Consider the following 23,298-nt stretch of genomic DNA (forward strand, 5'->3'; position numbering starts at 1 on the left):
CAACGGCGTAACTGCTCGCGGTGACGCAGGGCATAGCTGGCGATCAGCTTGGCATCGCTGCGATCGGTCTTGACCCGGCTGAGCTGGCTGCGTGCATACGCGGCCGTCTGCGCCGGGTTGAGCACGCACACCCGATAGCCTCGTGCGTGGAGGAACTCGGCCAGTGCCTGGTGGTAGGTGCCAGTGGCCTCCATGGCGATCCAGCTCTCGGGCTGCGCATGCGTCTGCAGCCATGCCTGCAGGGCCTGGAAGCCCTTGGCATCGTTGGACAACTTGGCCTTGGTACGGTGCTTGCCATTGGTCAGCTCGCTGGCCACATCGAAACTGCGTTTGGCGACGTCGATGCCGATGACGGGAGACATACGCGATTCCTCCATCGTGTCAGGGTCATGATCGGCGCTGTGCCCGGTCCTGCCTTGTCGATGCGAGTTCACGCCGGGGGCGGACTCTGGATACCGTTCGGACACCCAAGGGCCAGCATGTGGAGAGGGGAGCCGATCTACGATGCAAGCTCTAAGCTTCAGGAGCGACTGGACTTCCCACACCTCCTCCGATGATCAGTCGGAAGACATGACGCCTGTTTAAGGGCGCCAGGTCCAGATACAAGGAGCGGCTTCAGCCGCGACAGGCGTTCCCGATAGCCCACGTCGCGACTGCAGGCCACTTCCAACCGCCGCATTCGCCACGCATCACCGTGATGTCGTAGGAGCGGCTTCAGCCGCGACAGGCGCCACCGGTAACGCGTGGTCGCGGCTGAAGCCGCTCCTACAGATGCCGCTTTTCTGAAGATTGGAAGCCGCGCGACGTCACCCGCACGCGTCGCGAAGCAGGCCGCCTTCTTCCACGCGCATCGCCCCCCACGTCACCGAACCGTCATCAGCAGCTTCTAGCCTGCGCCGCACCCAAGGAACAAGGCAGGCTCGGTGGCGGCTCACCCAAAACGCGTATGGGCGCGCATGTTCGCCGAACACGGCCCGGTGCTGCGCGGCTTCTTCGTGCGCCGTGGCGCGCGCGAAGACGCCGAGGACATGGTGCAGGAGACCTATCTGCGGCTGCTGCGCGCGCATCGGCAGCAGGGCGAGGCCATCGCCAATCCCGAAGCCTATCTGTACACCGTCGCGCAGAACCTGGCGCGCGAACAGGCCGCGCGCCGCCGCCAGGCGCCGCTGCGCATCGACGAGATGGAGCAGTTCTCGCAATTGCTGGCAGCGGGAGACGACGTGGAAGACAGCGCACATCAGCGGCAGCGCCAGCAGCACCTGCAGGCCCTGCTCGCCGACCTGCCCGCGCGCACCCGTGCGGTGCTGGTGATGCAGTACCGCGACGGGCTGAGCTACAAGCAGATCGCCGAACGCATGGGCGTGTCGCCGCACATGGTCAAGAAGCACGTGGTGCGCGGCCTGTCGGCCTGCCGCCGCGCGCTGGCCGACAGCGGGGACCGCTGGTGAACGACAGCGCCTTCTCGTCGCGCAGCGCCATCGCCGAGGCCGCGCACTGGCATGCGGTGCAGCGCATGCAGCCGCTGGATGCGAAACAGGAACAGCAGTTGCTGGACTGGTTGACCGCCTCGCCGCAGCACCTGCGCGAGTATCTGGCGATGCAGCGTGTGGCCGGCGAACTCGGCGAGGCGCTGCGCGGCATGGACCTGGACGTGGACGCCTTGCTCGCCAGCGACGACGCCGCCGCCGCAACCGGCAACGTGATCGCCCTGCCCGTGCCGCGGCGCGTGACAGCGACAGCGACACCAGCGCGCGACGCGCGCACCCGTGCCGCGCCGCGCTGGCGCCTGGCCGCAGCCGCCGCGGTGTGCGCGGTCGCGGTGCTGGTCGGCTGGAACTGGCCGACCAGTCAGACCTACCGCACCGCGCTCGGCGAACAACGCAGCGTGCAACTGGCCGACGGCAGCACGGTGCGGCTCAACGCGCAGACCCAGGTGCGCGCCACGCTGACGCCCTGGAGCCGGACGCTGCAGTTGCTGCAGGGCCAGGCCAGTTTCGTGGTCGTCGCCGACCGGCGCCCGCTGCAGGTGCAGGCCGGCGGCCTGCGCGTGGAAGACATCGGCACCACCTTCGACATCGCCCTGCACCAGGATCAGGCACGCATCGAGGTCTCGGCCGGCCGCGTGCACGTGTGGCGCCAGGACCAGCCGCAGCAGCCGATGCTGGCCGATCTCGGCGCCGGCCAGAGCGCGCGCATCGACACCGCCGATGGCCGGGTCGAACTGCGCAACGAGGACGTCGCGGCCATGCATGCCTGGTGGCAACGCCGCATCGTGTTCCGCGACGAGCCGCTGGCCAACGTCGCCGAGGACTTCAACCGGCTCAATCGCACCCGCCTGCTGATCGACGACGCCGATGCCGGGGCGATGCGGCTGACCGGCAATCTGCGTGGCGACGACGTCGCCGCATTGCGCGCGTTCCTGGATGCGCAGCCGACCTTGCAGGTACGCACCAGCGCCAACGGTATCCACGTGCGCAGCCGCACCCAAACGCAAGCACGCCTGCAGTAGCGCGGCAGATGCGTGGCGCGCACTGCGCAGCGCATGCATCGTCCAGACCGGACGGCCGGCGCGCAGTCGCGTGCCATCAACCCGTCACACGCAGCGTGCACGCACGCATTCGTGCGCGCACGCGACGCCAGCACTCCCCGCACGTGTCACAGAAAATTCATCGAAAAACGGTGCCCGATCTTCGCCGTCGTACCTCGTAGTCCAGGGACAGCGCAGGCAACCGCCCACTGGCGATGCCGCGCGCACCACTCCCCCCGCTCTCACAGGACCCGACGATGCGCCGCACCCTGTTCCTTTCCATCGCCCTCGCCCTGCATGCCGGCGCCGCTGGCGCGCAGACCGCACCCGTCGCGGTCGATGCGATTCCCGCGCAACCGCTGGCGCGTGCGCTCAATGTCCTGTCGCGGCAGACCGGCCTGCAGTTCGTCTATGCCGCCGGCAGCACCGGCAACCCGCAGACCCATGGCAGCAGCGCCGGCGTGGCGCCGGAGCAGGCGCTGCAGCAACTGCTCGACGGCACCGGCCTGCGCTACCGCTTCCTGACCCCGACCACGGTGACGATCGAGGCAGCGAGCGCGCCGGCCGAAACCGCCGCTACCGTACCGGCGACGATGACCACCGTCCCAGCGCCGGCACCGACAACGCCTGCGGATGCACCGGTCAAGCAACTGGACGGCATCCAGGTGCTCGGCAGCTACGCCGGCAGCCTCAGCGCCGCGCTGCGCGAGAAGCGCTACGCCGACAGCGTGGTCGACGTGATCGCCGCCGAGGACATCGGCAAGCTGCCGGCGCAGAACGTGGCCGAAGCACTGCAGCGCGTGCCCGGCGTGTCGATCGTGCGCGACCGCGGCGAAGGCGTGTACGTGCGCGTGCGCGGCCTCGGCCCCAACTTCCAGGTGACCACGCTCAACGGCCAGACCATGGCGGTCAACGAGAACGTGCGCACCTCCGGCCAGACCGGCCGCCAGTTCCGCTACGACACCCTGCCGGCGGAACTGGTCGCCGGCCTGGAGGTGATCAAGAGCCCCACCGCCGACCTGGACGAAGGCGCGATCGGCGGCATCGTCAACGTGCGCACCTTTCGCCCGCTGGAACTGGGCAAACCCCTGACCAACGTGTCGCTGGAATCGAGCCAGGCGCAGCGCACCCACGCCAACGATCCGCGCGTATCCGGCCTGTTCAACTGGGTCAATGCCGACGGCACCTTCGGCCTGCTGCTGTCCGGCGCCTACGCGCAGCGCAGCCTGCGCCAGGACCGGGTCAACGAAGTGAGCTGGGACTACTACCGCGACGGCGTGCCGGGCGTGCCCGGCGCCAACTACGTGGCCACCGGCCTGCGTCCGACGCTGGAACTGGAGCAGCGCGAGCGCACCGGCATCGCCGCCTCGCTGCAATGGAAGCCGAGCGCGGCGTGGGAGACCAACCTTGACCTGCTCTATGCCAAGCAGACCGTGCACTACGACGAATACAGCCTGGGCGTGGGTTTCGACAGCCTGGCCAAGCTCAGCAACCTGCGCGTGGCGCACGGTGGCGTCGCCGGCTTCGACTACCGCAACGGCCAGGTGCAGATCTCGCGCGAGACCTCCGGCATCACCGACGACAACCGCAGCGCGCGCCTGTCCAGCACCTGGAGCGGCGATGCGTGGACGCTGGGCGCGGTGGCGTTCCACTCGCAAGCGCACAGCTACGACTCCGATCCGATCCGGCGCACGCGCCTGCGCAGCGGCACCAACCTGTCGATGCGCGTGGACATGCCGCAGGCCGATGGTGATGACGTACCCGATTGGCGCTTCACCAACGGCTTCGATCCGACCAACCCGGCCAGCGTGGCCGGCCGACGCCTGGAATGGCGCGAGATCGACGCGCGCGACAAGGAGGACGCGCTGCAGTTCGACGCCAAGCGCGCGCTCGGCGACGGCTTCTTCCGCGAGCTCAAGGTCGGCGCCAAGTACCGGCAGCGCTCGCGCACCTACGATCGCGCCGACCTGCTGCTGACCAGCATCGCCGGCGTGCGCTTCCCGGCCGGCAACTTCACCGCGCTGCCGGTGGACGACATGCTCGCCGACGCCAATGGCAGCCTGCCGCGGCACTGGCTGGCGCCGGTCGAATCGACCTTCTTCGGCACCTGGCCGACCGCCGCGGACCTGGTCAACACGCCCAACAGCGCCGACCTGCAAAACTCCTACGAGGTGAAGGAAAAGATCGGCTCGGCCTACGCGATGGCCGACTTCGGCAGCCAACTGGCCGGACGCGAACTGCGCGGCAACCTCGGCGTGCGCCTGGTGCGCACCGAGCAGACCACCGACGGCCACGCCGACGTCGACGGCAGCGCGCAACCGGTGCACTTCGCGCGAAGCTACAGCAACGCGCTGCCCTCGTTCAATGCCGCCTGGGACGTGCGCGACGACATGGTGCTGCGCAGCTCCGCGGCCAAGGTCATCACCCGCCCGGACCTCACCGACCTGTCGTCCAAGCTCACCTTCAACTCCAGCGGCGAAATCCTCACCGCCAGCGGCGGCAATCCGTCGTTGCGCCCGTTCGAGGCCTGGCAGTACGACCTGACCTTCGAGTGGTACATCGACGGCACCTCGGCGCTGACCGGCGGCGTGTTCTACAAGGACATCTCGCGCTTCATCCAGACCCAGCTGTCGAACCTGCAGTACCAGGGCCAGACCTACCTGCTCTCGTCCAAGACCAACGGCAGCCAGGCCAGCGTCAAGGGCGTGGAAGTGGCCTACCAGCAGGTCTTCGCCGGCCTGCCGACGCCGCTGGACGGGCTGGGCATGCAGCTCAACTACACCTGGACCGACAGCGAGGCCACCTACCGCGACGGCAGCCGCAGCTTCACCGACAGCCTCGAAGGCGTGGCCAAGAACACCTACAACGCGGTGCTGTTCTACGAGAAGGGGCCGCTGATGGCGCGGGTGAGCTACGGCTGGAGCGACGACATCGTCAACGCGGTCGGCACCGCCAACGTCGCCACGCTCAACAGCGACAGGTTCGGCAGCCTCGATGCGAACGTGGCCTGGAAGGTCAACGACACCCTGTCGGTGTTCGTCAACGCGATCAATCTCACCGGCGCCGTGCAGCGCCAGTACGTCGGCGACCGCCTGTTCGGCGGCTACACCGATTACGGCCGCACCTGGTCGGTCGGCTTGCGCGCACGTTTCTGATCCGTCGCGGCTGCCGCCCGCGCGCGGCAGCCAGCCGGCGCCCGCTGCCTGCATGGCCGCGGGCGCGGCCATCGCCGCGCACCGCCGCGCGGCGCACCGCCTCTGCCTGGAGCTTGCCGATGCCATCGCTGTCGCACCTCGCCGCCCTCGCCCTGTTCTTGCTCGCGCCGCTGGCCTGCGCCGCGGCACCCGCGCAACCGACCGCGACAGAGACGCTGGAAAAAGTCGTCATCCTCAAGCGCCACGGCGTGCGCGCGGCGATGTCCAGCACGGAACAACTGGAGCGCTACTCGGCGCGCCCGTGGCCGCGCTTCGACGTCCCCGCCGGGCATCTCACCGCGAACGGCGCGGCACTGGAACGGCTGTTCGGCACCTACTACCGCGCGCATTACGCATCGCTGGGGTTGTTCGCCGGCGACGGCTGCGCGGCCGCGTACTACTGGGCCAACCGCACCCAGCGCACGCTCGCCTCGGCACAGGCACTGGCCAGCACACTGACCCCGGGCTGCGCCAACCCGGTGCACAGCGTCGCCGAGGGCGCCTCCGATCCGCTGTTCGACGGCGCGCCCGCCCTGCGCGATCCGGCCACGGTGGCGCAGATGCGCGCGGCCATCGCCGGCCGCATCGGCGGCGATGCGCAGGCCTGGAACGCGGCCCAGGCCGACGCCATCGACAGCCTGCAACAACTGCTGCTGCAGTGCACGCAACGGCCCTGCCCGGCCGACGCCGGCAACGGCAAGCAGCGCCTGGACGCGGTACCGGCGCGGCTGGCCGACGCCGGCGAATCCATCCCCGGCATCGAAGGCCCGGCCGCGGCCGCCTCCGGCCTCAGCGAAAGCCTGCTGATGGCCTGGGCCGACGGCCAGGACTTCGCCGCGCTGGGCTGGCGCGGCGTCGACGCCGCCAGCCTGTTGCGCGCCTTCGCTCCGCACCAGGCCGAGTTCGCCCTGCGCCTGCGCGCGCCGGCGGTGGCGCGCATGGCGGCCTCACCGCTGGCGGCGCGGCTGCTGGCCACGTTGCTGGAAGGCAGCGGCCAGGCCACGCACGCCGCACCGATCGGCGGCGCGGCGCGGCTGGTGGTGCTGTCCGGCCACGACGGCACCCTGACCCTGCTGGCCGGCATGCTCGACCTGCACTGGCAGCTGCCCGGCTACCAGCCCGACCAGACCGTGCCCGGCGGCGCGCTGGTGTTCGAGCGCTGGCGCCGCGCCGACGGCGAGCGGGTGATCCGCCTGCGCTACACCGCGCAGAGCCTGGCGCAACTGCGCGAACGCCGCGCGCTGACCGTGCAGGCGCCGCCGTTGGCATCGGCGGTGTTCATCCCGCAGTGCAGCCGCGCCGATGCCACGTACGACTGCCCGCTGCCGGCCTTCGCCGCCGCGGTCGAGGCCGCACTCGATCCGCAGTTCCTGACCCCATGACGCCACGTGCGCCGGCCCCGGCCGGTCGCGCGGCGGCATCGGTGCTTTCCGGCACCGCCCCCTGGCGCTCGCGCCACCCGCTGTTCCTCCCAACCCGCAAGAGGCGATTCATGATCCAGCATCTACGCACCCTCGTGAGCTACGGCATCGGATTGAGCCTGGCCTGCGCCGGCGTGGTCCACGCGCAATCGGACGTCGGCGTGCTCGACGTGCTCACCTACAACGTCGCCGGCCTGCCGCAGGGCATTTCCAGCAGCAACCCGGCCGCCAACACCGCCCAGATCGCACCGAAGCTGGCGCCCTACGGCCTGATCAACGTGCAGGAAGATTTCAACTACCACGCCACGTTGTACGCCGGCGACAAGCACCCCTACCGCACCCCCACCAGCGGCGGCGCGGCGATCGGCGACGGCCTCAACACGCTGAGCAACTACCCCTTCGACGACTTCACCCGCGTCAAGTGGGACAAGTGCAACGGCACCGACTGCCTGACTCCCAAGGGCTTCAGCTACATGCGCGTGCGCCTGGACGACGGCGTGCTGCTGGACGTGTACAACGCGCATCCCAACGCCGGCACCGAGAGCGCCGACCTGGCCGCGCGGCGCGCCAACATTAGCCAGCTCTCGCAGTTCATCCAGACCTGGTCGGCCGGCAACGCGGTGCTGGTGATGATGGACTCCAACACCCGCTACACCCGTGCCGACGACAACATCCGCACGCTGATCGCCGGCAACGGCCTGACCGATACGTGGGTGGAACTGATCAAGGGCAGCGCGCCGGCCGCCGGCGCCGCGCCGCTGCTGTGCGGCACCCCGCCGACCAATGACTGCGAAGTGGTGGACAAGATCCTGTACCGCGACGCGCCGCAGCTGACCCTGGTCGCCAACCGCTACAAGCTCGACGACGGCCACTTCTACGACAGCGACGGCAAGCCGCTGTCCGACCACTACCCGCTGGCCGCTCAGTTCGGCTGGGCGGTCGGTGCCACCGTGCGCACCAGCGACCAGTACGGCGGCCCGCACGGCACGCCGTTCAACGACATCGCCAAGGGCGCCGAGCAGCGCACCATCGCCAGCGTGACCCTGCGTGGCGCCGAGCGCCTGGACGGGATCGCACTTGGCCTGGACAACGGCAGCACCCTGGCCCACGGCGGCAGCGGCGGCGACGCGGTCACGCTGCGCCTGGCTGCCAACGAGCGGCTGACCTCCGCCACGTTGAGCGTGGGCCAGTACAACGGCCACACCCGGCTGTTCTCGCTGAGCCTGCGCACCAACCAGGGCCGCAGCCTGAGCGCCGGCACGCCGACCAGCGAGACCTACACGCTCACCGCGCCCAGCGGCTGGCACATCGCCGGCTTCACCGGCCGCGACGGCGACGAGATCGACAAGCTCGGCGTGGTGTACCGGAAGGACTGACGCATCACGCCGGACGCTCGCGCCTGCGTTCGCGCATAAACGAGAACGGCGCTCGCAAAAGCGAGCGCCGTTTCAGCGACGCGGAGTGTCGGTGCGCTCGACCTGCGGCAAGCATGCCGGCGAACGCCGCTGCGTCGTCGCGCACATCCTCCAATCGCGATTCCCCGGATCGGCGTGCCGCGGTTTCAACGCCGAGGCGGCCCTCGCCGTAAACGGCGCTGCACGCCACGACATCGGCAGCAGCCGCGTCGCGGACCCGACGCCGCGGATCCAACCGCAGATCAGGTCTGCTTCGGATCCGGACCGTAGGCGTTGGCGCCCTTGACCCCTTCCAGGAACATGAAGACCAGGATCACGAAGCCGCCCACCCAGGGAATCAGACCCAGCAGCACGTACCAGCCGGACTTGCCCTGATCGTGGAACCGGCGCACCTGCACCGCGATCGACGGCACCACCACGGCCAGCGAGTACAGGCCCAGCAGCACCACCGCCACCAGCGACAGCATGCTGGTGCCATTCTGGCCGCCGACGCCGCCACCGATTCCCATCAACACCATCAGCACCGTGATCACGACGATGTTCAACAGCGTGAACATCCAGTACTCCTTGCGCCGCGAACGCCCGGAAAAATCCGCGTAACGCTTGAGCGGCATCAACATCCATTCCATTGTGTTTTCCTTTTTTTTCGAACCGCTGCCTCACTGCAGCGGGCGGCATGGTGGCATAAACACCGCCGCGGGGAAACGATTGCAACTACTCGCTCGCCGCCTCCAACGCTTGCGCCAGGCGCTCCACCGCGATCACCTCCATGCCCTTGACCGTGCCGGTCTTGGGCGCATTGGCCTTGGGCACGATGGCGCGCTTGAAGCCGTGCGTGGCCGCCTCGCGCAGCCGGTCCTCGCCGTTGGGCACCGGGCGGATCTCGCCGGACAGGCCGACCTCGCCGAAGGCGATGGTCTTCTCCGCCAGCGGCCGGTCGCGCAGCGACGACAGCACCGCCAGCAGCACCGGCAGGTCGGCCGCGGTCTCCTGCACACGGATGCCGCCGACCACGTTGACGAACACGTCCTGGTCGCCGACCACGATGCCGCCATGGCGGTGCAGCACCGCCAGCAACATCGCCAGCCGGTTCTGCTCCAGGCCTACCGCCACACGCCGCGGATTGGACAGCGGCGACGCATCGACCAGCGCCTGTACTTCCACCATCAGCGGCCGCGTGCCCTCGCGGGTGACCATCACGCAACTGCCGGGCTGGTGCGCGCTGCCGCCGGAGAGGAAGATCGCCGACGGATTGGAGACTTCCTTCAGCCCCTTCTCGCCCATCGCGAACACGCCCAGTTCGTTGACCGCGCCGAAGCGGTTCTTGAACGCGCGCAGCAGGCGGAAGCGGCTGCCGCTCTCGCCTTCGAAATACAGCACCGCATCGACCATGTGCTCGAGTACGCGCGGGCCGGCGATGCCGCCTTCCTTGGTGACGTGGCCGACCAGGAACACCGCGGTGCCGGTCTCCTTGGCATAACGCACCAGCCGCGCCGCGCTCTCGCGCACCTGACTCACCGAGCCGGGCGCGGCGGTCAGCGCCTCGGTCCACAGGGTCTGCACCGAGTCAGCGACGATCAGCTTGGGTCGCGCCGCGCTGGCATGCTGCAGGATGTGCTCGATGCCGGTCTCGGCCAGCGCGTTGAGGCCGTCCAGCGGCAGGTCCAGGCGCACCGCGCGCCCGGCGACCTGGCCCAGCGATTCCTCGCCAGTCACGTACAGCACCGGCAGGGTGCCGGCCATCTTCGCCAGCGCCTGCAGCAGCAGGGTCGACTTGCCGATGCCCGGATCGCCACCGATCAGGACCACCGCGCCCTCGACCAGGCCGCCACCGAGCACCCGGTCGAACTCGCCGATGCCGGTGGACACGCGCGCCTGGTCGCGATGCTCCACGTCCTTGAGCGCGGTGATCTTCGGCGCCTCGGCCTTGCCGGCCCAGCCGCTGCGCCGCGCCGCGGCCGGCGCCTTGGCCGTGGCCGCGCTCTCCAGCACGATCTCGCTCAGCGTGTTCCAGGCGCCGCATTCGACGCACTGGCCCTGCCACTTGCTGTACTCGGCGCCGCACTCGCCGCAGACATAGGCCGTTTTCGCTTTCGCCATCTGGTGTTGGTCCGCTCAGACAATGCATCAGCATAGTGGCTGGCGGTCTCAAGGTCCGCGACGCGGTGCCTGCGGCGCATCGCACTCGCTCCCCTACCGGGTGAAGCGGTGCCGGGAAAGCATCGCGCACTCGCCAGCGGCGGCGATGCGCGGCGGCGCGCTGCTGCGTTTCGCCCCGACTGGTGGCCCAAGCCGCCGCGCACGGCCGCCGGGAGCCGGGAGCCGGGAGCCGGGAGCCGGAGGCATCGTGTGGGAGGGAAGTCAGGTCCGACGGATGCCGCCCAGGAAGATGTCCTCTTTGCTTGTCGCGACGGGGATGGTCGTCAGCGCGCCTTCAAGGCAACAAGGAGGTGTTGCACCTGATCACGTCGCGTAATGCGCACAAAGCGAATATGCGCGTACTGCGGGTTGTCCAGATCGGCCTCGTAGCGCGCGCGGTTGCTGCGCCAGGTCTTGAGCATCCAGACGATGATGGACTCCCGACTAAGGAATGTGCGGCGAAAACTCTCGCGATTTCCCGTCCCTGGCCACAATTCCTGTTTGTGCCAGGCCCGTTTGAACGCTCTGGCGACAGCCTGGCATAGCGTGCGGGCAAACCCATAGTCCACCCACACCACCAGGTCCACATCGCGCCATTTCACGGGCCGCGTCCGGTCGTAGTTGCCATCCAGCACCCAGTCCGCAGAAGCAGCTAATGCACGCTCCAGTTTTTCCAGGAATGCATCGTCCGGTGTCCCCTGCCAGTCCGCGCGCCAGTAGAGCCTGTCCATTTCGACATAGGGAATCGCAAGCTCCTTGGCGATCCGCCTGGCGAGCGTGCTTTTCCCGCTTGCGCTGGTGCCGACGACATTGATTTTCACCGCCTAAACCTCGTCCTCGCGGAAGAAGATCAGCCACCTCGGCCGCTCCCGCACCGCGCTGTGCTCGCTGTAGGAACGGCTTCGCGTGGCCTGCGCCATCGGTGGAAACCAAGCAGCGAACACAAACCACCCGGCGTCTCAATCGCCCTCCAGCGACGCGCGCCAGCGCGATGACGCCATCGCCGCGCACCGGCACCGCCCGGCGCACCGAAGCACGGGCGGGCGATCGTGCTCGCCGCTCTCAACGCGCCTTGTACAACTCGCTCAGGCGATCCGGCGTGCCGGCGATACGCTCCAGGTGCGGATACTGCAGGCCGCCGTAGTAGGCGATGCGCAAGGTGTCGTAGCGGTCGCCGCGCTTGACCAGCAGCTCGAGCGGAGTGCTGCCGCCCTTGGCCGCGGTGACCGCGTCCTTGAGCGCCTCGGCGCTGTACTCGCGGCCGCCGACCGCGACCACGCGGTTGCCGGCGATAAGGCCGGCATTGAACGCCGGGCTGTCCCACAGCACGGCCTGCACCTGGCCCTGTTGGTCCAGGCTCAGGCCCAGCGAATAGCTCAGGTCCAGGCTCTTGCTACGCGACTCGGACGTCTTGCTGGCCGCGTTCGGCTGATCGGTATAGACCAGCCTCCAGCCGCTGGCCTCGATCCCGCCGACCAGCGAACCATGCGCGTCGAGGCGGCTGCGCAGCAGGGTCGCCCAGTCGTACTTGGCGATCCCATTGAGCGTGGCGACGATGTCGTCGAAGGTGTAGGGGTTCACGTCCCAGGCGCCGTCGTGCATGCCGAAGAACGCCTTGGCGAAATCGTCCAGCGAGCGCTTGCCGCCGCTGAGCTCGCGCAGCTTGGCGTTGACCTCCAGCCACAGCATCTGCCCGCCGGAGTAGTAGTCCTCGCTCAGTTGGTAGCTGCGGTAGGCGCGCGGCCGGCGCATCGACATGGTCGGGTCGTTGGTGGTGTCCTGCAGCGCGCGCCAGGCCAGGCCGGGACGGCCGCGCTGGTAGACCGCGGCGACGTTGGCCAGCATGTCGCGGGCCTGATCCTGCGTCCACAGCCCCGCGCGCGCGGCGATCACCTCGCCCCAGAACTGGGTCTGACCCTCATACAGCCACAGCAGGCTGTCGCCCATCGGCACGTTGAAGTTGGGCGTGGCCAGGTCGGCGCCGCGGCGGTACTTGCCGTTCCAGGAGTGGTTGAACTCGTGCGCGAGCAGGTCGCGCATCTCCCAGCTCTTGTCCCACTCGGTGAAGTAGTCGAGCGGCCCGCTGTTCTCGCTGGAGCGGTGGTGCTCCAGGCCGATGCCGCCGAGCTTGTCGGTCAGCGCCAGCAGGAACTCGTAGTGGTCGAAGTGGCGCGCGCCGTACAGCTTGTCCATCTGCTGCACCAGGGCCACGTGCGCCTTCACCTGCTCGGGCTTGGCCTCCAGCGACTTGGGCTTGTCGGCGAACACGTTCAGCGCCACCGGCGCCTTGTCCTTGCTGTCCAGCACGATGCGCTTGTAGTACTTGCCGGCGAACATCGGCGAATCGACCAGGTCGTCGAAATCGATCGGCTTGAACGTCACCGTGTCGCCGGTCCGCCCGGCGGTCTCCAGCGCGGTGGCGTAGCTCCAGCCGGCCGGCAGGGTCACGCTGGCCTGCGCCTTGATGTTGCGCGCGTACACCCCGGCCGGATACAGCGCGGTGGTGTTCCACTGCAGGTTGAGCATCTCCGGGGTCATCATCACCCGGCCCTGGCCGTCGCCCTGCGAGGACAGGAACTGGTACTCGGCGACGATCTCGCTGACGCCGGCGGGCACGTCGATCTTGAACGCATAGACGTCGTACTGGTCGCGCGTCCACGGCAGCACCTTGCCGTTGGCCTTGATCACCAGCCCGGCCACCTTGTCGATCGGGCCGGTCGGGGAATGGTTGCCGGGGATCCACTGCGGATACAGCAGGGTCATCGGCCCCGGCGTGGCCGGAATGGTGCTGCGCACGCGGAAAATGCGGTGCGCCAGATCGGTGGCGTCGACATCGATCTTCAACGTGCCGGCGAACGGCACGTCGCGCGGCGGTGCGGTCTGCGCCGAGGCCTGGAACGCGACAGTGGCGGCCAGCAGCAACGGCGCCATCCAGGCGGTGGACTTGTTCATGGGATCTCCAGGCAGGAACGGCGGCGAACAGGCAAACCCCCATGCTATGCCTGCGGCGCCGCGACGTGCCATGCCATAGGTCATGCCCGCGGCACAGCGCGACGCACGGAAGCTGCGTGCGCGAGGCAGGCCTGAAGGCCTGGTCGCAACGGCGCATGCCACGCCTCAATACGTGCGCACCGGAAAACGCCCGGAAAAACCGTCGAACAAGGCGCGGTCGACGGCCAGACGCTGCCGAAGCTCCGCCGAGTCGGTCATCCCGAAGCCGAGTTCATCGGCCTGCCCTGCCTCGAGCCCGGCGAAGATCGCGTCGCAGAACACCTCCAGGTCCGCGCCATGCGCCACGCCCGTGCCCGCCAGGCCGGTGCGGACGGCGGGCGGGATGATTTCCACGACGCGAACCGGCGTCGCCGACAGCGCGAACCTGAGGTTGGCGGTGTAGCTACGGATCGCGGCCTTGCAGGCGCTGTAGACCGGTGCGAATGGTTGCGGGATCAAGGCGCCGCCGGACGATACATTGGCGATAAGGCATGGCTCTCCCTGCTTGAGCAACAGCGGGATCAGCAGATGATTCAGATGCACGACGGCAGAAAACAGGATCTCTATTTCGCGCTGGCGCTCCACCCAAGGCGCCTGGTCGTCGGCGAGCGACACCCGTCGTTGGATACCTGCGTTGTTGACCACCACGCGCAACCCCGGGCACTGCGCCTGCAGATACTGCGCGAGTCGCTCGCGCTCCTCGGCCACCCCGATGTCGTTGACCAGCGTGTGCAGGCCGGGCGCCGCCGACGCGGCACGCTCGAGCTTGCCTGGGTCGCGACCGGTGACCAGCACCCGGCTGCCTGCCGCCAGGAAGCGCCGGGCAAGGCCGAAGCCGATGCCATCGCTTCCACCAGTGATCACCACATCCACGCCTTCGAACGTCGTTGCTGTCATCGCGGTCGCCTTCGGAAGATCGGGACTGAGTCGCGGGCTCGTACAGCGCCGCAACCGCCAGATCCTGGTTGTCATGTCAACCAAAAGTACGCCCGCGTGGTTGCTACGTCAACCGCATCCGCCTAAGGTGCCGCGATGAACCAAGCACGCCTTTCCACCCGCGAACTAGCGATCTGGCACGCCTTCAAGCAGATGGGCCAGGCGGTGATGGCGGCGGTCGAAAAGGAGCTGACCGACCACACAGGCCTGACCGGCAGCGACTTCGGCGTGCTGTCGCGACTGATGGATCTGGGCAAGGGCGAACTGCGCCAACAGGCGCTCGCCGATTCCATGGGATGGCACAAGAGTCGGCTATCGCACCAGCTCACGCGCATGCAGGCACGCGGCCTCGTTCGCCGCAGCGACGCCGAACCGCGCGTGGTGACCGTCGCCATCACCGCCTTGGGCCAGGAGAAGATCGCCGCGGCGCGGCCGATCCATGCGGCCGCGGTCAGAACCTGGCTGCTGGATCGCCTCAGCGCCGAGGAGGCGAACGTGCTGCTGCAGCTTTCCGGCAGGCTCGGCCGGAGCTGACAACGGTCACGCGCCGCAGTGCGCTTCCGCGAGTCGCACTGCGAGCGGCGTTGGAGCGCACGCGTGGTGCGCCGATCAGGGTGCGGCAAGACGCTGGGACGAGCGCGCCGCTTTCGCGTCCACCGGCCGCCTGCCCATCCAGAAAGGCCGCACCCGCCTATGCCCCGCAACGCAAAAGGCCGCCCGGAGGCGGCCTTCGCGACGCAACTGCGGTGCGCGCTCAGTGCATCATGTTGACGTTGAGGTTGTGCATGACCCACAGCGAGCCGACCACCACGATGCCGATGATCAGCAGCGAGAACAGGCCCACGTGCACGTTGGAGCGCTGTTCGGCGGAGCGGTCCATGTGCAGGAAGTAGATCAGGTGCACCAGCATCTGCACCGCGGCCAGCACCGCGATGACGATGACGGTGACGCCGCGCGGGAACGCCCCGCTCATCACCATGCCGAACGGGATCACGGTCAGGATCACCGCCAGCACGAAGCCGACCAGGTAGGACTTCAGGCCGCCGCCATGGCCGTGCTCGGCGTGCGCGTCGGAGGAAGAGTGGTGGTTGGCCATTACAGCGCTCCCAGCAGGTAGACGATGGTGAACACGCCGATCCAGATCACGTCCAGGAAGTGCCAGAACAGGCTCAGGCACGCCAGGCGGGTCATGTTGCGCGGGGTCAGGCCGTTCCTGGCGATCTGGATCACCAGCACGGCCATCCACAGCAGGCCCGAGGTCACGTGCAGACCGTGGGTGCCGACCAGAGTGAAGAACGCCGACAGGAACGCGCTACGGCCGGGGCCGGCGCCCTCCTGGATCAGGTGGTGGAACTCGTAGATTTCCATGCCCAGGAAGCCCAGGCCCAGCGCCGCGGTGACCGCCAGCCAGCCGTACAGGCCGCCCATGCTGCGCTTGTTCGCCGAGATCATCGCGAAGCCGAAACTCAGGCTGCTGAACAGCAGCAGGAAGGTTTCCACCAGCACGAACTTCAGGTCGAACAGTTCCTTGGCGGTCGGGCCGTCCACCGTCGCGCCGGCCAGCACCGCGTAGGTGGCGAACAGGCCGGCGAAGATGAGGCAGTCGCTCATCAGGTAGACCCAGAACCCGAAGACGGTGTTGCCGCCCGCGTCGTGATGTTCGTGGTCGTGGTCGTGGCCGCCCGCGTGGGCGGCGTGGGGATCGAGCGTCGTGGAAGCCATGGTTCAGACCGCCTTTGCGGCGTTGGCCGCGTGTTGCTGTTCCAGCAGGGCGAAACGCGCGTTCTCGATGCGTTCCACTTCCTCCGCCGGGACCCAGTAATCGATGTCGTCATCGAAGGTGCGCGCGATGAAGCTGCCGATCATGCCGACCAGGCCGATCACCGCCATCCACCAGATGTGCCAGGTCAGACCGAAGCCCAGGACGATGCTGAAGGCGCCGATCCAGAAGCCCGCCGCGGTGTTGCGCGGCATGTGGATCGGTTCGTACTTGGCCGGACGCGTCCAGCCCTTGCCCTTGAGCTTGTCTTCCCAGAACTGGTCGCGGTCGTCGATGTGCGGCAGCACCGCGAAGTTGTAGAACGGCGGCGGCGAGGAGGTCGCCCACTCCAGGGTCCGGCCATCCCACGGGTCGCCGGTCAGGTCCAGGTTCTCCTTGCGCTTCCAGATGCTGTAGCCGATCTGCACCAGGTTCAGGAAGATGCCGATGCCGATGATCGCCGCACCCGCCGCGGCCACCATCAGCCACGGCGCCCACTCCGGGTGGTTGTAGCTGTTCATGCGCCGGGTCATGCCCATGAAGCCGAGCACGTACAGCGGCATGAAGGCGACGAAGAAGCCGATGATCCAGCACCAGAACGAAGCCTTGCCCAGCTTTTCGTTGAGCTTGAAGCCGAACGCCTTCGGGAACCAGTAGGTCAGGCCCGCCAGGTAGCCGAACACCACGCCGCCGATGATCACGTTATGGAAGTGCGCGATCAGGAACAGGCTGTTGTGCAGCACGAAGTCCACCGCCGGGATCGCCAGCATCACGCCGGTCATGCCGCCGATGGTGAAGGTGATCATGAAGCCGATGGTCCACAGCACCGGCGCGGTCATGTGCACGCGGCCGCGGAACATGGTGAACAGCCAGTTGAAGATCTTCACGCCGGTGGGGATCGAGATGATCATCGTCGTGATGCCGAAGAAGGCATTGACGTTGGCGCCCGAGCCCATGGTGAAGAAGTGGTGCAGCCACACGATGAACGACAGCACGCCGATGCACGAGGTCGCGTACACCATCGAGGTGTAGCCGAACAGGCGCTTGCGGCTGAAGGTGGCGATCAGCTCGGAGAAGATGCCGAACGCCGGCAGGATCAGGATGTAGACCTCCGGGTGGCCCCAGATCCAGATCAGGTTGACGTACATCATGGCGTTGCCGCCACCGTCGTTGGTGAAGAAGTGCGTGCCCAGGTAGCGGTCCGCACCCAGCAGCGCCAGCGCCACGGTCAGGATCGGGAACGCGGCGATGATCAGGATGTTGGTGATCAGCGCGGTCCAGGTGAAGATCGGCATGCGCATCAGGGTCATGCCCGGCGCGCGCATGCGCATGATCGTCACGAAGAAGTTGATGCCGGTGAGCAATGTGCCCAGGCCCGAGATCTGCAACGCCCAGATGTAGTAGTCGACACCGACGCCTGGACTGTATTCCAGCCCGGACAGCGGCGGGTAGGCCAGCCAGCCGGTCTGCGCGAACTCGCCCACGCCCAGGGAGATGTTGACCAGCGCCGCGCCGGCCACGAACAGCCAGAAGCTCAGCGAGTTCAGGAACGGGAACGCCACGTCGCGCGCGCCGATCTGCAGCGGCACGATCAGGTTCAACAGGCCGGTCATGAACGGCATGGCCATGAAGAAGATCATGATCACGCCGTGCGCGGTGAAGATCTGATCGTAGTGGTGCGGCGGGAAGATGCCCTCGTTACCGCCGTGCGCGATCGCCTGCTGGGTGCGCATCATCGCCGCGTCGGCGAAGCCGCGCAGCAGCATGACCAACGCCACCACGATGTACATGACGCCGATGCGCTTGTGGTCGACCGAGGTGAACCACTCCTTCCAGAGATAGCCCCACAGCTTGTACTTGGTGACGGCCGCCACCACCAGCAGGCCGAGCAGGCCGGCGCCGCCGAGCGCCGCCATGATGATCGGCTCGTGGTACGGAACCGCCTCGAGCGTGAGTTTGCCTAGCATCACTTGTCTCCAGAAGTGCACATGGCGACCGGCTCAGCAGCCGATGCCGGATGAGCGTCGTGGCCTTCCATCTTGTGGCCCTTGCCCATCATGTATTTGTCGATCAACGACTTGAACAAACCGTCCTGCACCGAGGCGTAGTAGGTCACCGGGTAGGCGGCCTTGTCGTTGCGGTTGGCCGCCAGCACCTGGAACTCGGCCTGGTCCAGGGTCTTCTGCGACGCCTTGACCTTGGCCACCCACGCGTCGAAGCCGGCGCGGTCGGTGGCATGCGCGGCGAAGCCCATCTTCGAGAAGCCGTGGCCGCTGTAGTTCGCCGACAGGCCGAACATCTCGCCCGGCTCGTTGGCGATCAGGTGCAGCTTGGTCTCCATGCCGGCCATCGCGTAGATCTGCGTGCCCAGGTGCGGGATGAAGAACGAGTTCATCACCGTGTCGGAGGTGATCTTGAAGTTCAGCGGCGTATCGACCGGGAACGCGATCTCGTTGACCGTGGCGATGCCCTGCTCCGGGTAGATGAACATCCACTTCCAGTCCAGCGCCACCGCCTCGATGGTGATCGGCTTGACCTTGGAATCCAGCGGCTTGTACGGATCCAGCGCATGCGAGGAGCGCCAGGTCAGCACCGCCAGGACCAGGATGATCATGCACGGGATCGACCACACCACCACCTCGATCGCGGTGGAGTGCGACCAGTTCGGCTCGTAGCGGGCCTTGGTGTTGGACGCGCGGTAGCGCCAGGCGAAGGCCAGGGTCATCACGATGACCGGGATCACCACCAGCAGCATCAGCACCACCGAGGTGATCAGCAGCGTCTTCTCGTCGTGGCCGATCTGACCCTTGGGGTTGAGGATGGCCGAGTTGCAACCGGCCAGCAGCAGCGCGGCCAGCAGCAACAGACCGGAGCGCAGCGAGCGCCGGAGTTGTTTCAACGGAATCATCGAACGATCCAATTGCGTAGGGGATGCGAACCGCGCGGGAGCGGGAAACGGGGCGCCGTAGAAGGGGCTGTCCCGCATCCGCCGCGGCATCCAGGCCGGCATGCGCGATCAACGACGCATTTTATGCTGCCGTGCCGCAACTCCGGAAGTCATTGACAAGCCCATGCGGGCGCCAGGCCGCGTTTTTATGTGCGACACATTGCCGCACCCGGCTGCGACACGACGTCGCAGGCGGTCGCGCGCACGGACCTGCGTCGCAGAAACAGCCATCGCAGAAACCAGGAAGGCAGCCTCGCGGCTGCCTTCTGGGTGCAACTGGTGCCGGAAACAGGAGTCGAACCTGCGACCTACGCATTACGAATGCGCCGCTCTACCGACTGAGCTATTCCGGCGGAACTGGCAATTCTAGGCGTCGGCCCGGGCCGGGGTCAATCGCTGCCCGGGCCTTCGCGCGAGCGCAGCGACCGATGGGTTACCCTCCCGCCCCCGTCGTACGCATCCACCACTCATCGTGAAGTTGTTCGCCTGGTTCTGGCTCGCATTTCTGCTGTTCTTCGCCATCCCCTTCCCCTGCATCCTCTACTTCGCCAGCGACTGGCCACGCGTGCTGGCCCAGCCCAGTTCGCCCGCGTGGGCGCTGACCCTGCTGGCGCTGTCGCTGGGCCTGTGGCTGCACCTGCTCTACGCCTATCTGGACACGCTGCTGCTACTGCCCGGACGTGCACTGCAACGCGTGCGCCACATCCTCACCCACGGCGTGCGCCGCGAGGCGCTGATCGAACGCGCCGCACCGACGGGCGTCGAGGTCAAGGGATGGCCGCAGCTGTCGCTGACCCTGGCCTTCGACAACCTGTCCGGCACCCCCATCCAAGACACCCAGGTGATCGTGGACCGCAAGCCGGCACAACGCCGCTTCGAGACCGGGCGGACGGTGTCGCTGCGGCTGAGCACGACGCCGGGCGCCACTCCGAACCTCGTACTGGAGGACGCCGAGCCGGCCCTGGACCGCGCCAGCCTGTGGCGACGCGCGGCCGGTGCCGTGCTGCTGGTGGCCCTGGTCGGCGCGGCCTACGTCGTGGCCTGGCGCCTGCAGAACCGCGGGCTGGGCTGGACCTTCCTGTCCTTCAACCATCCGCTGCTGATGAGTGCGCTGGTGCTCAACGGCTACGTGCTGGCGCTGCGCGTGATCCTGCGCGTGATCCGCAGCAACGCCACCGACGAGACCCTGAAGTACCGCGGCCTGCGCGCCCGTGCGCGGGTGCTGGACGTGCGCCAGACCGGCACCACCCTCAACGAGCAGCCGCAGGTGGAGTTCCGCGTGGCGTTCGAGGACGCGTCGGGCAACAAGCACGAGGCGACGATGCGGCGGTTCGTGTCGCTGATCGACGTCGGGCAGCTGCCGCGCGACACCGTGTCGGTGCTGTACGACCCGCAACACCCCGCCCGCGCCGACCTGGAGCTGCCATGAAGACGCCGTCCACCCCAGTGGTCCTCGCCGGCGTGGTGCTGCTGCTCGGCGGCATTGCCTTCGCCGGCGGCGCCTGGGACACCATCCGCGCCACCCTGCAGGCGGGACCGCGCCTGCAGGCGACCGCCATGCAGACCACCTCGAAGCCACAGTCGCTCGCGGTGACCCCGGCCGCCCCTGCCGATACGCCCCCCGAACCGGAGCCGCCGCCGGCACCGCGCGGCAACCTGCTGTTCGATCCGGAGCGGCTACGCGCGGCGCGGCAGGCGCTGGCGGACCTGCCCGAGCTGCAGGGCCACGACCTGCGCGTGTTCCATGCGGTGCATTTCTACGACAACCGCATCGGGCTCGAGCTGCTAGACCCCACGCAGCCGAGCCACGTGGACGAATACAGCTTCGACAACGAGCGCTGGCACAAGGAAGAACCGGTCAATCCCGGCATGTTCGGACCGTTCCTCAAGCCGGCCACCGACAACGCCGCCCTGCAGGACATCGATTTCGAGGGTGCGTATCGGGTGGCCACCGCCCTGAAGGAACAGGGCGAGGCGCTGCAGGCCAAGCCGGAGAAAGTGGACCACGTCTACGTGCTGATCGGCCGGCGCGGGCGCTTGCGCTGGATGCCGGATGGCGTGCAAGGCGATCGCGTCACCATGGGCATCCTCTTCGATGCGCAGGGACGGCCGCACGGCATGCAGCGCCAGTGAGTCGCGGCACCTGCGGCGCAGCCAAGCGCTGGGCGCAGCATGTGCGATGCCGGCATCGCCGCCAGGACGCCTTGGGCTCACGTGTCGAGGCGGCTTCAGGGCACCCCACCACGCTGTGGTTGCTGCGCATCGCACTGTCGTAAGGGCGGCTTCAGCCGCGACCGGCTTTACCAGGAATGCCCGTCGCGGCTGAATCCGCTCTTACGATCGCAACGAAGCCCCAGCAAACCATTGCAAGAACGCGCAATTAGACGTGCCCGCTAGTCGACCAGACGCAGCCGCAGTTCCTTGGGCAGGGCGAACACCATCGACTCCGGTTCGCCGGCCAGTTCGGACACGCCGTCGGCGCCGAGTTCGCGCAGCCGCGCGATCACCCCGTCCACCAGCACCTGCGGCGCCGAGGCGCCGGCGGTCAGGCCGACGCGGCGCTTGCCGGCGATCCAGGCCGGATCGATCTCGTCGGCACCGTCGATCAGGTAGGACTCCACCCCGTCGCGCCGCGCCAGCTCGCTGAGTCGGTTGGAATTGGAGCTGTTCGGCGAGCCGACCACCAGCACCAGGTCGCACTCCCTGGCCAGGTCGCGCACCGCGTCCTGGCGGTTCTGGGTGGCGTAGCAGATGTCGTCGTTCTTCGGCCCCTGCATCGCCGGGTAGCGCGCGCGCAGCGCCTCGATGATGCCGCGGGTGTCGTCCACCGACAGCGTGGTCTGGGTGGTGTAGGCCAGGTTCTCCGGCTGCTGCACGTCCAGCGTGGCGACCTGCTCGATGTCCTCGACCAGATAGATGCGGCCGGTGCCGCATTCGCGGTCCCACTGCCCCATCGTGCCTTCCACCTCCGGATGGCCGGCATGGCCGATCAGCACCACGTCGCGGCCGGCGCGGCAGTGCCGTGCCACCTCGAAATGCACCTTGGTGACCAGCGGGCAGGTCGCGTCGAACACCTTCAACCCGCGCCGCTCGGCTTCCTGGCGCACCGCCTGGGCCACGCCGTGGGCGCTGAAGATCACCGTGTTGCCGTCGGGCACCTCGTCCAGTTCCTCGACGAAGATCGCGCCGCGCTGCTTGAGGTCGTCGACCACGAAGCGGTTGTGCACCACCTCGTGGCGCACGTAGATCGGCGCGCCCAGGGTTTCGATGGCCCGTTTGACGATTTCGATGGCGCGATCGACGCCGGCGCAGAAGCCGCGGGGGTTGGCGAGCAGGACATCCATAGCTAGATCCGCCGGCCGCAGGGGGCCAGGCGCTTCGACAGGGAGAGTGGCACCGATTATCCCGCTTTTCGCTTCGCCTTGCCGTCGAACACGCCGAACAGGGCGATGCCGATGGCGCCGGCGACGATCGCCGAGTCGGCGATGTTGAACGAGGGCCAGTAGTGCTCGCCCACGTACCACTGGATGAAATCGACCACGTGGCCGTGCATCAGCCGGTCGATCACGTTGCCGATCGCGCCGCCGATCACCAGCGCGTACGGCAGCGCGCTGCGCCACTCGCCGCGCGGGGTGCGCGCCAGCCACCAGGCCAGCAGGGCGCTGATGCCCACCGCCAGCGCGGTGAAGAACCACAGCTGCCAGCCGCCGGCCTGGCTCAGGAAACTGAACGCCGCGCCGGTGTTGTAGGTCCGATACCAGTTCCAGAAGCCGGGAATCACCGGCACCGCGGTGAACTCGGGCAGGCTGGACAGCACCCAGGCCTTGCTCCACTGGTCCAGGCCGATCACCACGGCCGACAGCAGCAGCCAGATCAGGGCGGAGGGGTTGGGTCGTGCGGTCATGCGGCAAGTCCGCCTTGGGCGAATGAGAAGAGGAAGGACGGCCGGCACCGCAGCGACGGCGCCGC

Annotated in this window: 20 protein-coding genes and 1 tRNA gene; 8 read left to right on the top strand and 13 right to left on the bottom strand. The window is 68.0% G+C overall.

Annotated features, from left to right (window positions below):
• Positions 1-362, bottom strand: a 362-nt coding sequence (locus GGR66_RS09655; RefSeq protein WP_184448139.1) for a transposase, incomplete at its 3' end; no start/stop codon positions are given.
• 561 nt (positions 363-923) lie between these two features.
• On the opposite strand from GGR66_RS09655, the gene GGR66_RS09660 reads away from it, so the two are divergent.
• The 5 genes from GGR66_RS09660 to GGR66_RS09680 all read left to right on the top strand — a co-directional run bounded on the left by GGR66_RS09660 (position 924) and on the right by GGR66_RS09680 (position 8,518).
• Positions 924-1,448: an RNA polymerase sigma factor gene (locus GGR66_RS09660; RefSeq protein ID WP_184448140.1), complete on the top strand. Its 525-nt coding sequence runs from the start codon at positions 924-926 to the stop codon at positions 1,446-1,448.
• Positions 1,449-1,513: 65 nt separating this feature from the next.
• Positions 1,514-2,509 (top strand): FecR domain-containing protein, encoded by a 996-nt coding sequence (locus GGR66_RS09665; protein ID WP_184448466.1) that lies wholly within the window; start codon positions 1,514-1,516, stop codon positions 2,507-2,509.
• A gap of 275 nt (positions 2,510-2,784) precedes the next feature.
• The gene (locus GGR66_RS09670; protein ID WP_184448141.1) at positions 2,785-5,682 is read left to right on the top strand and encodes a TonB-dependent receptor; all 2,898 of its coding nucleotides are present in this window, start codon (positions 2,785-2,787) and stop codon (positions 5,680-5,682) included.
• A gap of 119 nt (positions 5,683-5,801) precedes the next feature.
• Positions 5,802-7,103 carry a histidine-type phosphatase gene (locus GGR66_RS09675; RefSeq protein ID WP_255421653.1) on the top strand — a complete coding sequence of 434 codons (1,302 nt, stop codon included), beginning with the start codon at positions 5,802-5,804 and terminating at the stop codon, positions 7,101-7,103.
• A 110-nt stretch (positions 7,104-7,213) separates the two neighbouring features.
• Entirely contained in the window at positions 7,214-8,518 is a 1,305-nt protein-coding gene (locus tag GGR66_RS09680; RefSeq protein ID WP_184448142.1) for a jacalin-like lectin, read from the top strand.
• Between the two features lie 281 nt (positions 8,519-8,799).
• Here GGR66_RS09680 and GGR66_RS09685 read toward each other — a convergent pair whose 3' ends face one another.
• From GGR66_RS09685 to GGR66_RS09705, 5 genes are all read right to left on the bottom strand, one after another.
• Positions 8,800-9,186 (bottom strand): DUF805 domain-containing protein, encoded by a 387-nt coding sequence (locus tag GGR66_RS09685; protein WP_184448143.1) that lies wholly within the window; start codon positions 9,184-9,186, stop codon positions 8,800-8,802.
• Between the two features lie 85 nt (positions 9,187-9,271).
• On the bottom strand, positions 9,272-10,657 hold the full coding sequence (gene radA, locus GGR66_RS09690) for a DNA repair protein RadA (RefSeq protein ID WP_160964389.1): 1,386 nt from the start codon (positions 10,655-10,657) through the stop codon (positions 9,272-9,274).
• A gap of 323 nt (positions 10,658-10,980) precedes the next feature.
• Complete coding sequence (locus GGR66_RS09695) at positions 10,981-11,517, bottom strand: adenylate kinase (RefSeq protein ID WP_160964388.1); 537 nt, start codon at positions 11,515-11,517, stop codon at positions 10,981-10,983.
• A gap of 241 nt (positions 11,518-11,758) precedes the next feature.
• Positions 11,759-13,648 carry a tetratricopeptide repeat protein gene (locus GGR66_RS09700; protein ID WP_160964387.1) on the bottom strand — a complete coding sequence of 630 codons (1,890 nt, stop codon included), beginning with the start codon at positions 13,646-13,648 and terminating at the stop codon, positions 11,759-11,761.
• Between the two features lie 165 nt (positions 13,649-13,813).
• A complete protein-coding gene (locus tag GGR66_RS09705) occupies positions 13,814-14,584 on the bottom strand; it encodes an SDR family NAD(P)-dependent oxidoreductase (protein WP_184448144.1) in 771 nt (256 codons plus the stop codon).
• Positions 14,585-14,776: 192 nt separating this feature from the next.
• On the opposite strand from GGR66_RS09705, the gene GGR66_RS09710 reads away from it, so the two are divergent.
• Positions 14,777-15,157, top strand: a complete 381-nt coding sequence (locus GGR66_RS09710; RefSeq protein WP_255421654.1) for a MarR family winged helix-turn-helix transcriptional regulator — start codon at positions 14,777-14,779, stop codon at positions 15,155-15,157.
• Between the two features lie 220 nt (positions 15,158-15,377).
• On the opposite strand, the gene cyoD is transcribed toward GGR66_RS09710, so the two are convergent.
• The 5 genes from cyoD to GGR66_RS09735 form a co-directional block, all read right to left on the bottom strand.
• On the bottom strand, positions 15,378-15,719 hold the full coding sequence (gene cyoD / locus GGR66_RS09715; protein ID WP_019796085.1) for a cytochrome o ubiquinol oxidase subunit IV: 342 nt from the start codon (positions 15,717-15,719) through the stop codon (positions 15,378-15,380).
• Entirely contained in the window at positions 15,719-16,345 is a 627-nt protein-coding gene (cyoC, locus tag GGR66_RS09720; protein ID WP_184448146.1) for a cytochrome o ubiquinol oxidase subunit III, read from the bottom strand. The genes cyoD and cyoC overlap by 1 nt, the downstream gene beginning before the upstream one ends.
• A gap of 3 nt (positions 16,346-16,348) precedes the next feature.
• Positions 16,349-18,349 (bottom strand): cytochrome o ubiquinol oxidase subunit I, encoded by a 2,001-nt coding sequence (gene cyoB / locus GGR66_RS09725; RefSeq protein ID WP_184448147.1) that lies wholly within the window; start codon positions 18,347-18,349, stop codon positions 16,349-16,351.
• The gene (cyoA, locus tag GGR66_RS09730) at positions 18,349-19,290 is read right to left on the bottom strand and encodes a ubiquinol oxidase subunit II (protein WP_010341159.1); all 942 of its coding nucleotides are present in this window, start codon (positions 19,288-19,290) and stop codon (positions 18,349-18,351) included. The genes cyoB and cyoA overlap by 1 nt, the downstream gene beginning before the upstream one ends.
• A 316-nt stretch (positions 19,291-19,606) precedes the next feature.
• Positions 19,607-19,682: transfer RNA gene (locus GGR66_RS09735), tRNA-Thr, on the bottom strand.
• Between the two features lie 119 nt (positions 19,683-19,801).
• Between GGR66_RS09735 and GGR66_RS09740 the strand changes: the two genes are divergently transcribed.
• On the top strand, positions 19,802-20,758 hold the full coding sequence (locus GGR66_RS09740; RefSeq protein WP_184448148.1) for a hypothetical protein: 957 nt from the start codon (positions 19,802-19,804) through the stop codon (positions 20,756-20,758).
• On the top strand, positions 20,755-21,462 hold the full coding sequence (locus GGR66_RS09745; protein ID WP_184448149.1) for a hypothetical protein: 708 nt from the start codon (positions 20,755-20,757) through the stop codon (positions 21,460-21,462). Before GGR66_RS09740 ends, GGR66_RS09745 begins: the two co-directional genes overlap by 4 nt.
• A 260-nt stretch (positions 21,463-21,722) precedes the next feature.
• Here the strand turns inward: GGR66_RS09745 and ispH are convergent, their stop codons facing one another.
• Positions 21,723-22,673 carry a 4-hydroxy-3-methylbut-2-enyl diphosphate reductase gene (gene ispH, locus GGR66_RS09750; protein ID WP_150409294.1) on the bottom strand — a complete coding sequence of 317 codons (951 nt, stop codon included), beginning with the start codon at positions 22,671-22,673 and terminating at the stop codon, positions 21,723-21,725.
• A 56-nt stretch (positions 22,674-22,729) separates the two neighbouring features.
• Positions 22,730-23,233, bottom strand: coding sequence for a signal peptidase II (gene lspA / locus GGR66_RS09755; protein ID WP_160964381.1), 504 nt, complete (start codon positions 23,231-23,233; stop codon positions 22,730-22,732).
• Positions 23,234-23,298 lie beyond the last annotated feature (65 nt).

The sequence above is a fragment of the Xanthomonas sp. 3498 genome (assembly GCF_014199795.1).
Taxonomy (GTDB): Bacteria; Pseudomonadota; Gammaproteobacteria; order Xanthomonadales; family Xanthomonadaceae; genus Xanthomonas_A; species Xanthomonas_A rydalmerensis.